This window comes from Chryseobacterium sp. T20, from assembly GCF_047345655.1.
Taxonomy (GTDB): Bacteria; Bacteroidota; Bacteroidia; order Flavobacteriales; family Weeksellaceae; genus Chryseobacterium.
The window spans coordinates 400212-412340 of the sequence record NZ_JBLFDU010000002.1; the positions used below are offsets into that span (position 1 = coordinate 400212).

Annotated in this window: 11 protein-coding genes; 10 read left to right on the forward strand and 1 reads right to left on the reverse strand. The window is 37.8% G+C overall.

Annotation, left to right across the window (positions count from 1 at the left end):
• Window positions 1-325: 325 nt before the first annotated feature.
• Complete coding sequence (locus ACMA47_RS07185) at window positions 326-808, reverse strand: cytidine deaminase (RefSeq protein WP_413929252.1); 483 nt, start codon at window positions 806-808, stop codon at window positions 326-328.
• Between the two features lie 100 nt (window positions 809-908).
• Here ACMA47_RS07185 and namA point away from each other — a divergent pair, with 100 nt between their 5' ends.
• The 10 genes from namA to ACMA47_RS07235 all read left to right on the forward strand — a co-directional run bounded on the left by namA (window position 909) and on the right by ACMA47_RS07235 (window position 12126).
• Window positions 909-1961, forward strand: a complete 1053-nt coding sequence (gene namA, locus ACMA47_RS07190; protein ID WP_413929253.1) for an NADPH dehydrogenase NamA — start codon at window positions 909-911, stop codon at window positions 1959-1961.
• 31 nt (window positions 1962-1992) lie between these two features.
• The gene (locus ACMA47_RS07195) at window positions 1993-2271 is read left to right on the forward strand and encodes a DUF2752 domain-containing protein (RefSeq protein ID WP_413929254.1); all 279 of its coding nucleotides are present in this window, start codon (window positions 1993-1995) and stop codon (window positions 2269-2271) included.
• Between the two features lie 290 nt (window positions 2272-2561).
• On the forward strand, window positions 2562-2966 hold the full coding sequence (tssD, locus tag ACMA47_RS07200; RefSeq protein WP_034695070.1) for a type VI secretion system tube protein TssD: 405 nt from the start codon (window positions 2562-2564) through the stop codon (window positions 2964-2966).
• Between the two features lie 147 nt (window positions 2967-3113).
• Entirely contained in the window at window positions 3114-5045 is a 1932-nt protein-coding gene (locus ACMA47_RS07205; protein ID WP_413929255.1) for a type VI secretion system Vgr family protein, read from the forward strand.
• Between the two features lies 1 nt (window position 5046).
• Window positions 5047-5217 carry a hypothetical protein gene (locus ACMA47_RS07210; RefSeq protein ID WP_156106421.1) on the forward strand — a complete coding sequence of 57 codons (171 nt, stop codon included), beginning with the start codon at window positions 5047-5049 and terminating at the stop codon, window positions 5215-5217.
• A gap of 64 nt (window positions 5218-5281) precedes the next feature.
• Entirely contained in the window at window positions 5282-6256 is a 975-nt protein-coding gene (locus ACMA47_RS07215) for a DUF2931 family protein (protein WP_413929256.1), read from the forward strand.
• A 34-nt stretch (window positions 6257-6290) separates the two neighbouring features.
• Window positions 6291-7703: a T6SS phospholipase effector Tle1-like catalytic domain-containing protein gene (locus ACMA47_RS07220; protein ID WP_413929257.1), complete on the forward strand. Its 1413-nt coding sequence runs from the start codon at window positions 6291-6293 to the stop codon at window positions 7701-7703.
• A 57-nt stretch (window positions 7704-7760) separates the two neighbouring features.
• Window positions 7761-8804, forward strand: coding sequence for a LysM peptidoglycan-binding domain-containing protein (locus tag ACMA47_RS07225; RefSeq protein WP_413929258.1), 1044 nt, complete (start codon window positions 7761-7763; stop codon window positions 8802-8804).
• 29 nt (window positions 8805-8833) lie between these two features.
• Window positions 8834-9322 carry a DUF4280 domain-containing protein gene (locus ACMA47_RS07230; protein ID WP_413929259.1) on the forward strand — a complete coding sequence of 163 codons (489 nt, stop codon included), beginning with the start codon at window positions 8834-8836 and terminating at the stop codon, window positions 9320-9322.
• An 11-nt stretch (window positions 9323-9333) separates the two neighbouring features.
• Complete coding sequence (locus ACMA47_RS07235; RefSeq protein WP_413929260.1) at window positions 9334-12126, forward strand: OmpA family protein; 2793 nt, start codon at window positions 9334-9336, stop codon at window positions 12124-12126.
• Window positions 12127-12129 lie beyond the last annotated feature (3 nt).

The window sequence follows — 12129 nt, forward strand, 5'->3', positions numbered from 1 at the left end:
TTTTAAAATATATGATGTTGAGAGGCGCAAAGATTTTATCTTCGATAAAATTTAGAAATACATTTTCTATTGTAATGAAAATTACTTTTACCCTACTGAAAATCTCTGATTTTCTCGCGCCTTAAAAATACTTAGAATTCAAAAAAAGCCTTGCGTCCTTGCGTATTTCCAACAAAAAGCAATAAAAAAACCTACAGAATTACTGTAGGTTTTAAACTAAATATTATTATACAAATCTGGCAATAGAAAATACAAACTTAAGATCAAGCCATAAAGTCTAAAAATAGATTTGTGTTTTTTGTCGTAGCATTCTTTTTGCTTTTTCTTACAAAAACGTAGAATCAAAATAAAAAGGAAGCAGATCTTTTACTGCACTTACTTTTACAACCTCTTCATTCATACTTGAAAAATAAAGGTCGATATTTTCATTCTGCTTGGTCTCGTATTCAATCAGACTCTGACGGCATGCTCCACAAGGGGGAATTGGTGGGTTTTTCTCATGGAATTCTTTAGGTCCACCCACAACGAAAATCTTTTTTATTTTCACATCCGGAAAATTGGCTGCGACCCAAAAAAGAGTCGTTCTTTCTGCACAGAGTCCGGACGGATAAGCTGCATTCTCCTGGTTGTTTCCGGAATAGATTTCTCCGTTTTCCAGTAATACGGAACACCCTACCAAAAATTGTGAATAAGGTGCATAAGCGTTCTCACGAGCTTCTTTGGCTCTTTCAAATAATGTATTCTCTATATCGCTCAGTTCGCTGCTATTTTTAAAATATTCGTAACTGATCTGTAAGTCTTTTTTCATATATTGTCAACTAAAAAAGGGGGGTAAAATTACTTCTTTTTCATGAAGTGGGCAATATTTTATTCTCCCGGCAAAAAGTTCAATTTTTTTAAGACTAAAAATGTTATACACACCAATAAAATTCAGGAATATAGAGTTGAAAAACAGATGGGTCATGTCACCTATGTGTATGTACTCATGTGAAAACGGAGAGGCTAACGACTTCCATTTTGTACACTACGGAAGCAGATCTCAGGGCGGTACAGGTCTTTTGATAGTGGAAGCTACAGGAGTAGAACCTAAAGGACGAATTACCAATCACTGCATGGGAATCTGGAATGATGAACAGGCAGAGAAACTGCAAAGAATTGTAGAATTTGTCCATAAAAATTCAGAAAGTAAAATAGGAATTCAGCTGGCTCATGCCGGAAGAAAAGGGGCAACATGGAATAATATACAGATTCCTGTGGAAGAAGGTTGGGAAACTGTTGCACCAAGCCCTATTCCTTATCATCCTACGGAAAGAATTCCGCATGTATTGAGTACGGATGAGGTGAAGGACATCATTCTGAATTTTAAAAAAGCTGCCCGAAGAGCCGTAAAAGCAGGTTTTGACATCATCGAAATTCATGGAGCTCACGGATATCTGATCCACCAGTTTTTATCACCGCTTTCCAATATCAGAACAGATGAATATGGAGGAAGCTTTGAAAACAGAATCAGATTTCTGATCGAAATTGTAGATGCCGTTAACGAAGAACTGGATGAAAATACAGCCCTTTTTGTAAGAATTTCAGGAACGGAATATGCAGAAAATGGCTGGGATATTCATAGCAGCGTAGAACTGGCAAAAATTTTAAAAGAACATTCCGTAGATCTTGTAGATGTATCCAGTGGTGGAAATATTCATGGAGCGAAAATTTCAGTTTTCGATGGGTATCAGGTTCCTTTTTCTTCACAGGTAAGAAATGAGGCTGGAGTGAAGACAGGAGCGGTAGGTTTGATTACCAGCGTGGAACAGGCTGAAGAAATTCTTCAGAAAGGAGATGCTGACCTTATTTTTGTAGCAAGAGAGATTCTGAGAAATCCTTATATTGCTGTTCAGGGATCTTTTGAAATGAAAGAAGACTGCTTTTTCCCACACCAGTATACCAGAGCCAAGATCTCTACTTAATGACCACAAATAATCTGTAAAGACAACAGAGATGGATATCAATGATTTTATGCTTACCTGTCCCAGTAAAAAATTCCTTGGGATAGAATGCCTGGGATGTGGTGCGCAGAGAGCAATCGTATTGGTATTTGAAGGAAAGTTTTCAGAAGCTTTTCAAATGTATCCGGCTGTATACACCTTATTGTTATTCTTTTTGATCCTTGGCGCGAGTTTCATCGATAAAAAAAGAAAATACGGTAATATTTTAATGATTTTAGTGATCGTTAATCTTATTATTATGGTAGTTGGGTATATATATAAACATTATTAACTATTAAATGATAAGAGTTTAAGTGTTTGGTTGTGAGTATCGTTTTGTGTTTTGGTCTTCTGCTTTGTATGGATTAATGGGAGTTTATGTAGAAAAATTTTAATATAAAATAAAATTTATTAGATTAAAATTCCTGTATTATTTTGTTGGATAGAATTTTAAAATGTCGTAGAACTACTACAATTTCTGAAACAGTGCCCTAAAAACTTTTTAAATTAGAACATGAACTCTATCTTTGTTATATAAATCCTATATCAGGGAAGAGTCGTTAATGATTAAAATTTAAGAATATGGCAGGAAATTCAAGAGGAATCTTAAAATTCAATGGAGGTGAAGGTCAGAAGTTGTTAAAGCTTAACTATAGCGTGTCAAGATCTACAGATGTTTCAGGACGTGTAGCATCTGACCCGTCAAACGCATTGATCAAAGTAACAATTGAAGCAACAGAAAAATCTGATGTGTTAGAAAGTTTATTAAACAGTAAATATAAACCAACAAGCGGAGAAATCAACTTTAATAAATCTCACGAAGAAGGAACATTGATCTCTTTGAAGTGGGAAAACGGATATGTAATCCAGCATGAAGTAGACTTCGATGCCATCGATAGTAATAATATGCTGATCAGCTTTGTAATAAGTGCTGAAAGCATTACGTATGGAAATTCATCTTATGACGGACTTTGGCCAATGAGCTAAGTCTTTCATGAGTAAGAAATAAAAGACTGTCCTTATAAGACGGTCTTTTTTTACCTAAGACTATATTCTGCAGGATCTTTTGTTTTTATTTTTAAACTCTCTTTCTGTTGAATAATCGTTTAGAAAACTAATCAAATCACTAAAAATATGTCAAATACACCTGGAAACTCACAAGCGACGTCTTTTCGTCCGACGCAGAATGCAGATGGTATTTCCGAAAACCATCACACAGGTATCAACCGTCTGGTAAAACTTTCTCTTGTCATAGAAGGGAAAATTATCAAGTACTATAAGCATTTCAAGCTTAAGCAAAGTACCAGACGACATCACGAATTTACGCTGACACTGGCACACGATACACTGGGAGACAGACAGACTCATTCTTTGGAAGAAGCCAACAAATTCCTTGGAAAAAGACTTACAGCCGTTATTTCCTATAAAGATATTGACAACAGTCCGGAGAGAACTTTTGTAGGAGTAATTACCGGTGTGGGATTCAGTCAGGAACATATGAGCTTAGGAAATATTGTGCTTACAGGTTTCAGTCCTACCATCCTTCTTGACGGAGCACCGCATATCCAGAGTTTTGGAGGTAATCAATCAGTCAACGTAGGAATCATTGCTGAAGAAGTAATCAAACAGGGAATTGACAAAAGCCGATTTGATGTCAGAGTAGATGCCAATAACTTCTCTCAGATTATTTACAGCAGCCAGTATGATGAAACGCATTATAATTATCTGGCAAGAATGGCTGAAGCTTATGGTGAACAATTTTATTATGACGGTGAAGTTTTACATTTCGGAAAACTACCTGCTCAGAATAAACCTATTATTCTTACCTACGGAAGCAGTGCCAATGAAATAAAAGTTGAGCTGAAAGCGGTACATACGAAACCTCAATTCTACGGTTACAACAGTAATAAAAATGAAAGGCTGACTTCCGGTTCTACACCCATCAAGCATGTAAGTGATCTTGCAAAAACAGCATACAGTCATAACGAAACAATCTATAAGACTCCGGCTTTACAGATGGCTCCTATCAAAGCCACTACCCACTTAGATGTGGAGTACTCTCAGAAAAGTGCCTCAGGAAGTGAAGCAGTAAATGTTTTTTCTATTTCAGGAAATACAACAGTTCCTTTCCTGCATCCAGGTTGCGTAGCAGATGTCCAGATGCGTAAACAGGATTCCAATGAAACCTCGTATTTCACAAGGATTATGATTACTGAAGCAGAACATGAAATTGATACTATTGGTCATTACAAGGGAAGTTTTGTAGGAATTGCGGCAGATACAGGATTTCTTCCAAAACCGGAATACACCCTTCCAAAAGCTGAGCCCCAGACTGCTACGGTAATTTCCAATACAGATCCTGAAGGACAAGGAAGAATACAGGTAAGATTTGACTGGCAGACCAATGATACCACTCACTTTATCCGTATGATGAGCCCTGATGCCGGAGGAACAGATCAGATTACCCAAAACCGTGGTTATGTAGCCATTCCGGAAGTTGGGGATCAGGTGATGGTTAATTTTGTACACAGTCATCCGGACAGACCTTTCGTAATGGGAGGAATGTTCCATGGAGGCATTGCTTTAGGAGGTGGTGTTAACAATCACTTGAAATCCATCCAGACCAGAAGCGGAATCAGGATTTTGATGAATGATGAAGAAGGAAGTGTAACCATCCTTGATCCAAGCGGAAATACCTATTACATGGATGGACAGGGAAATATCAGCATGAAAGCCCCTAAAAATTTTACTTTAAATGCAGGCGACAATATCAACATTACCGCAGGAAAAGAAATTTCGATAGGAGCAGGAGCAAGTATTACCAGCACCGCGAATGATAACATTGTTTCCATCGCAGGAAAAGATATGAAACTTACCGCTTCAGGAGACATCACGGAGGCTTCCGACACCAGAACGGAAATGATTGAAAAAGAATTCAAGAGACAGTCTGAAACATCCAACGAAATAGCAGGGGAAATTTCCATGTTCAGCGAATTGGAAAATATGACCATGCAGAGCGGAAAGATTGTAGAATTCAACAGTGCTGAAAAATCAAAACTTTTCTGATATGGCGATCATCAAAACAGCAACCAACCTGCGCATCACAGTGAAAGATTCTTACCATCTGAGCGTAGGAAAAAAGGTTGAAAAAATAGCAAAGAAAATCAATGTGGAAGCACATAGAGATAACCTGGTTTTAGCAAGTAACAAGAAGATTATGTCCCATGGCCATAAGTAAATACAACCTGCTGATTCTTTTTATACTATGCTGTTTCTCATTAACGAATTGTCAGAATAAAAAAATGGAAGAAAAATACAGTTGGCTGGGAACCGTTTCTGCCCCACAGGAATACCCGATGGAAGTATACGAAGGAGCTATTGTTGCCGATGGTTTTACTTACAGCTTTGATGCCATCTGGGGAACCCAGAATACAGGATGGGGAAAAGAAGGAGGTACCATGAATGTCACCACCGAAAGAATGGATGCTCCTCATGAACTGGAATTCACATGGTATTCTCTGGTAGAAAATAAATTCTATACCGGAAAATGGAATCTGGATAAAGAAAAGATAAAAAAACTTTTTGATGAAGGGTTTGTAGATCAGGATACAAAAAAGAAATCTACCTACAACTCCTTCGTGGTAGGATTAGCACCGCAGGGAAGAGTTGTACTTTGGATGAAAGGTGCCGGAAACCAAAAAGAAATTGGAGCTTTTCAGGCTCATGATACGGTTATTACCAAAGAAAAAGCCTACGATAATGCGCAGTATATGCTGAACGAAGGTTTTGCAGACAGAGTGCTGAAAGATCCGTCTTACAAGACATTTCAGCCGGAAGTTCGTGAGAAAATTGAAAAAGAAGGCTATCCTGCAGCAGATATTTATAGCGTATACAGAGAGAAATACAACTGGAAACCTACTGTAATGCTTCCTGAAGGAGCCACATGGATCGATTTCGGTTTTACCAATTATAATGGAGAACAGGAAAATCTTTTTGACCAAAGTTTAAAAGAGAATACCTACAAAAGCAGAGCCGTACCAAGATTCTGTGGTTTTTACTGGAAAGATAAAAATAACAACAGATATGCCGTATGGATAGACGCTTTTGATGACAAAGAAATATTTGATCTGTTTCAGAAATCAGGAAAAGACAAAAACATTGATCTGACCATTAAAGTCAACGAAGACAATACCAAAGTTGCAGTGTCTTTAGAATCTGAAAAAGAAAAACTGTCCGTTACCAAAGCAAAAATCAGGGTATCCCGAAAGATAGAATAATACTATTCAATCAGTCAATTTAAAAACAAGAACGATGCACAACAATCAATTTGGAAGTTATACACCATCTGTATCCAAAGAGGAAGTACTGGATATTACCATTGGGATTTTTTTTGACGGAACCCTGAATAATAAAACCAATACAGACGAAAGAAAAAAAGGGACGGAAGCCCATAAAAAACACGGTGGAAAAGCTGAAGACAACACCAGCTACAACAATGACTGGAGTAATGTTGCCCGCATGTGGGATAACTATGATAAAAACTTCGGAATTTATATAGAAGGGATCGGTACACAGGATAAAGAAGGAGATGCCACCCTGGGATATGCTTTCGGAACCGGAGAAACCGGAATCAGAGCAAAAGTGAGAAAAGGCTGTGAAGAGATTGTAAAGAAGGTGAAAACCATTAAAGCAGAAAAAAAAGCTGATAAAATTGCGGTTCTTACTTTCGATGTATTCGGTTTCAGCCGTGGAGCTGCTGCTGCCCGTAATTTTGTATACGAAATCGGAAGAGCAAAATATAAAGCCACTTCACGAACAGTTGCCAACGAAGCTGTTTCGGTGACAACGTATTCCGATGATGACGGGAAAAGTGTGGAGGCAGAAGAACTTCCAAAATGGGGACATCTTGGTCTTAAACTCGAAGAAGCCGGACTCAAAGTAGATGTGTTGAAAGTAAGATTTCTGGGAATTTACGATACCGTTTCTTCTTATTCAAAATATCTGTCACCAATGCCCAATTTCAGTAATGATGTAGAAGAATTAAGCCTGAATGATATTGGAAAAGCCCAGACCGTAGTTCACTTCATCGCAGAAAATGAACACAGAGAAAACTTTGACCTGACAAGAGTACATATCGGAACTGAAAAAACATTCCCGGGCGTGCACTGTGACGTTGGAGGAGCCTATGAAAACGGACAGGAAACATGGGAAGAGGTTGAAACGTCCTGGACAACAAGTTCCAAATTAGAAGCATTAAAAGCAGAACTTGTATCCGAAGGTTGGTATGAAAAAGATATGCTTACCATTACTCCCGGATTCTATTTATCATTGAGAGGATCCCGTTACCTGCTGAAAACTTACAGCTATATTCCTCTACATTTTATGGCTGAATATGGCATTGAGAAAAATCTTCCTATCATCTTAAAAAAAATGACTGATGATAAATATTCCATTTTGAATGATCAGTTTTTAATAGGAATAAAAGACCGTCTCAGAACGTATGTGATGGGAAATGGCAAACCTTATGCCTTCAAACATTTTAAAGCACTGCGGGATGCTTATGGTGGAAACGAAGTCCCGGAAGACCGTCAGGATGCTTATCAGAAAGAAGTAAAAGAACAGAACGATTTGAGATTCCTTCGTCTTCATTACCTTCACTGGTCAGCAAGAAGGGAAAAGATCGGTATGGATCCGAGACCGAACAGAACAAGAGTTATCCATTAGAATTAAATTTTTAAAAAAGATACTATCCAAAGAAAGAATTTGAAGCAGGAACATTTTATGCAGAAATATAACATACATACCGTTCAGAAAGATGAAACCTTAAAAAGTATAGCCTCGCTGTACGGGATGGATAAAGACGCATTAAAACTCTTCCATAATAACCACTGTGCTGTTAAGGATATGATCCTGATCAATCTTAACGGGCAGAAAGAACTTTTTATTCCGAGAACTGCTGTTGCAGATAAAAACATTTTAGTAAAATTCGGAAGAGGAAACAGCCTTACTCTCCAGCCTGAAACTGCAGTGCGAAGATACAGCGTAGTTATTACCATTGAAAAAGGAGAACATAAAAGCGAATTGAAATATGAAACATCCGTTCGCTGGCTGAAAACAGAAAAAGGACATCATTTTTTTGAGATAGACAGAACATCAAACCTCTATCTTAATGAAGAAGAAGTGAATGAAATTGCAGATCTGCTGGCTTACAGAACATCTAAGGTTTTATATCCTTTACACATCAGTACAGATGAACATGGTCAATTTGAAGCAGTAGAAAATGCTGAGGTTTTTTCAAAAAGATGGACGGCTGTAAAAGAAGAATTGTATAAAGAATTTGAAGGCGAAACCGTAGACGAATATTGCAGAAAGATTGAAAAAGTAATCAATCAGCCTGAGGCGATCAGTCTTTACCTGAAAAATGATTACTTCGTCCGCGCTTTATTCTTTGGAATATATCAAAGTTTTGGAAAGGAATTTAAAACAGAGATGACAACAACCTTTCCTGTAGTAGACAATGCGATTGAACCCAGATATAAATTGATACTGGAAACAGATCCGTTAAAAGAGGAAACAGGCCTGATCACCATAGAAGGGTCAGGAAAATTATATGAAGAAAGAGATATTGATGATTTTATAAGAAGATCACCTTTTTCATTGATTATAGAAGAAGATCCTGTGATGAATGAAGAAGGAACTTTCAGACTCATAAGCTATCTGAAAGGAGAAACGTCACTTCCGGAATCTCTTTACCTCGAATGCAGTATCATGCTGCAGGAAGAAAAAAAGATTTCAGTATCAGTTTCAGGAATTGATGAAAACTAAATTACCATTTCACTAAAGATAAAATTAATATGGCAGAAAAACATATTGTAGTACAGGGCGCCCTATGCAAATGCCAGTTCGGACAGGTTCCGGACAAGCTGAAAGTACTTACACACCAAAAAGAATATGCCAATGATAAAAGCGCTTCCAAAAAACTGATCGTCACCACGAAAGAAATAGGAGCCGCCACATTTGAAAAAAATACATTCGGGAACTGTACCAAAATGGGAGTGCCACCACCTCCATGCAAAATTATGGTTACAGAATGGCAGAAGTTCTATGATAAAGTACAGCTCAGCAATGGCGGATACATCATTGTAGAAGACAGCAAGGCCGTTTGTGCTATTGCCGGAACGCCGTGCATTGAGATTATAGACCACGGACAGAGAGCAGAAGCCAGCCAACAGAACTTTAAAAATGCTGACAAAGACGTTCAACAGCAGATCAATCCGTTGGTAGATTCCGAGGAAATGTATAACGAACAGCCTTCAGGAGGAGGGCAGGATGGTGCAATCTAAATGATAAGAAAATGGCAAAAGGCGTAAAAAAAATAAAGGTTGTAAGCGGATTGTATTATCCCAAAATGTCTGTATTAGGGCAAAGGATTACCATAAAACCGGATCAGTGGGTACAGTTCGGTGTGGGTGAATGGCTGCCGGGCACTACAGATTCAGACAAAAAGAAGCCTCTCACCTGGATGAGACAGAACAGCAGCAAAAAAATTATCATCAATCAGATCACTTCTGCTACCGGATATAAATTTTTAATCGGCAAACAGTTCTGTGGAAGCTATCAGTTTTATATTGAAGCCAGTCTTTCAGGAGTAAGAGATACTAAAAGTAACACAGGAATATTTGTCAAAGGCTGGTGTGACCCCAAAATTGTGAGCAGCAAATGGTCTACGCAAAAAAACAGCAAAAGCATTAAAAACAATAAAAAGTCCGAATACATTTCCTACGGACACATTGTTCATCTGAATCTGATGACAGAAGGTCTGAATGGAAATACAGTCAGTATCGAACTTTGGAATCAGCAGACAGCAAAAGCAGACAAATTGGTCCATACCTACAATAATGTACAGGTAATCGATGGTGAAGTCAATCTGAAAATAGAAAATACCTTCGCCTGGATGGCCTATGTAGATAATATCCAGAATGTAGAAGAATTCTATGTTAAAGTGAAAGATGTTGCTTCCAAACAGTATATCAAGGACAAGTTAGGTGATAACCTTCATGCCATCTATCTGAATGTTAAAAATAAAGTTGCGACTACCAATACCAATGGGGCGCAGAACCAGACCCCAACCAAAGTCTATAAGCCGGATGTAAACTCTGTCAGACTAGAACCCTGTAAGTTTGAAGTGATCAAAATCACTGAAAATGAAACCAAGGACGGAAAAGCCAGCAATACAACCGTGAAGGTCTTTGACAATGGAAACGGTGTCAAACTGCTAAAGTCTGCTGCTCTGCAGGAACATATTCAGAGAACAATCTATTATAAATTTGATTCCACAGTCATTGATAAAGATGGAGTTGCCATTCTGAATAATGTGCTTAAATTTCTTCTTGAACATAAAGATGCCACCATGAATCTGAGTGGCTATGCCTGTGTCATTGGAAAACAGAATTACAACAAAGGACTTTCCCAAAAAAGAGCCGATGTTGTGAAAAAATTCTTTGCTGATGGTGGATTAGATCCCAGAAGAATTATCTCCGTAGGAAAAGGAGAAGTAGATCCTACCGATGATAAAATGGGAAAAGATAACATCAGATACAAAAATGAGAAAGACTATGAAAATAACCGTAGAGTAGACATCTCATTTGTTTTCAATGCCCATGATGCACAGACCATCCATTATGAAGTAACAGCACCAGATGTCTCTACAAAGAAAAACCTGATCATTGATGTCACAGGTTTTCAAACCAATGAGTGTTTCAGGGATAGCAAAGGAAAACATAAAAAACAGATTCAGGTTGTAGATGTAGGACAGGCAATCGATAAAGGAGATACGGTAAAAACATTTACCACCCCTTCCTTTACTTATGGAGTATATTCAGATTTATCTCAATTTAATGCTCTTCCTATACAATATATCTGGCCTGCATGGACAAATCCGAATCAGTTTCATCTGCATGTTCATACCTGCAGATATTATAGCAATGAGAAAAGGACGACGGTATTGATAAAAGCCTATCCGGATATCAACTGGACATTGAGCTTTACTCTGAACCTTACCAATGATCTTAGCGTAAAGTGGATGAATATGGATCCCCATGAACATAAAGAACTGCAGAAAAGAGCAGGCAAAATGGGGGCTGAAAAAAGATGGAAACAAAAAGACGCTTCACTGGCATTTAGTTTAAAAGCAAAATGGAACAATGATCAGCAGGAAAAAGAGCTAAAATATCAATACGAAACCAAGTTTAAAAAAATATATGATACATTTGCTGCCATAGGAGCATTGTCAGATGGAGTTCTTAATCAGGCCAAAGGAAAAGTACGTTCCATTTCTCCTAAAGGGATTCCGGTAAGCTTTGCTGTGAAACCTCCCAATATGGAGTTGTCTGGTAATTGGCTTTTAAAGCATCCTAAAGATAATAATGCCATTATTGGTACAGATGTAGCTATAAGTTTGAAAGCAAATCCGCTGATTGGTCTGGAAATGACAGTTGATCTTCTGGGAGCCCTGGTATTTGGAATTTCCGGAGCGGTAAGCGGAGGAACAGCTGCGCCGGGAGTAACAAGGCTGTATCAGGAGATTCAGGGAAAACTGAAATCCGGAATAGATGTAGGGAATGATAATGCAGGCTTTAAAGCATCTGTTGATATCTTTATGGACCTTATTATTTCCAGTACGATAGAAGTGGAATCCGAATTTAAATTTAATACAGCAGGAAAACTCAAAGATTCCGAATTTAAAGTCTCAAGTAAGAGTAAACTTAAACTGGAATTGAAAGTAGGAGTGAAAATTCAGGGAGAAGTTTCACTGGCTGTTATAAAAGCAGAAGCTTATTTTGAAGCATCAGCATCTGGAAGTGCTTCCATAACCTATGGACATGGTATCAACTATGATGAAAAAGGACTTTATTACCGTCCTGTTCTCGGATTTGACGGTCTTGATGCCCAATATGTAGTTACAATAAGTGTAGGTCTTGCTATTAAAATTGCAAAAAATAAACATAAAGTGGAGGAAAGCAGAAATGGGAAATATGAAATTGCCAAAGGGGATTTTAAAAATGTAATTCCTCCTTTTGATGTGATAAAAGAATTAGAGTCCTTATTTGGAATAAGTGCAAATATTCCGTTGATTAAAAATGATTAATAT

What these genes read in the sequence shown, in the direction of transcription:
- ACMA47_RS07205 (WP_413929255.1), top strand. Translation starts at nt 3,114, where the DNA reads ATGTCAAATACACCTGGAAACTCACAAGCGACGTCTTTTCGTCCGACG.
- ACMA47_RS07195 (WP_413929254.1), top strand. Translation starts at nt 1,993, where the DNA reads ATGGATATCAATGATTTTATGCTTACCTGTCCCAGTAAAAAATTCCTT.
- ACMA47_RS07185 (WP_413929252.1), bottom strand. Translation starts at nt 808, where the DNA reads ATGAAAAAAGACTTACAGATCAGTTACGAATATTTTAAAAATAGCAGC.
- ACMA47_RS07225 (WP_413929258.1), top strand. Translation starts at nt 7,761, where the DNA reads ATGCAGAAATATAACATACATACCGTTCAGAAAGATGAAACCTTAAAA.
- ACMA47_RS07210 (WP_156106421.1), top strand. Translation starts at nt 5,047, where the DNA reads ATGGCGATCATCAAAACAGCAACCAACCTGCGCATCACAGTGAAAGAT.
- ACMA47_RS07220 (WP_413929257.1), top strand. Translation starts at nt 6,291, where the DNA reads ATGCACAACAATCAATTTGGAAGTTATACACCATCTGTATCCAAAGAG.
- tssD (WP_034695070.1), top strand. Translation starts at nt 2,562, where the DNA reads ATGGCAGGAAATTCAAGAGGAATCTTAAAATTCAATGGAGGTGAAGGT.
- ACMA47_RS07230 (WP_413929259.1), top strand. Translation starts at nt 8,834, where the DNA reads ATGGCAGAAAAACATATTGTAGTACAGGGCGCCCTATGCAAATGCCAG.
- ACMA47_RS07235 (WP_413929260.1), top strand. Translation starts at nt 9,334, where the DNA reads ATGGCAAAAGGCGTAAAAAAAATAAAGGTTGTAAGCGGATTGTATTAT.
- ACMA47_RS07215 (WP_413929256.1), top strand. Translation starts at nt 5,282, where the DNA reads ATGGAAGAAAAATACAGTTGGCTGGGAACCGTTTCTGCCCCACAGGAA.
- namA (WP_413929253.1), top strand. Translation starts at nt 909, where the DNA reads ATGTTATACACACCAATAAAATTCAGGAATATAGAGTTGAAAAACAGA.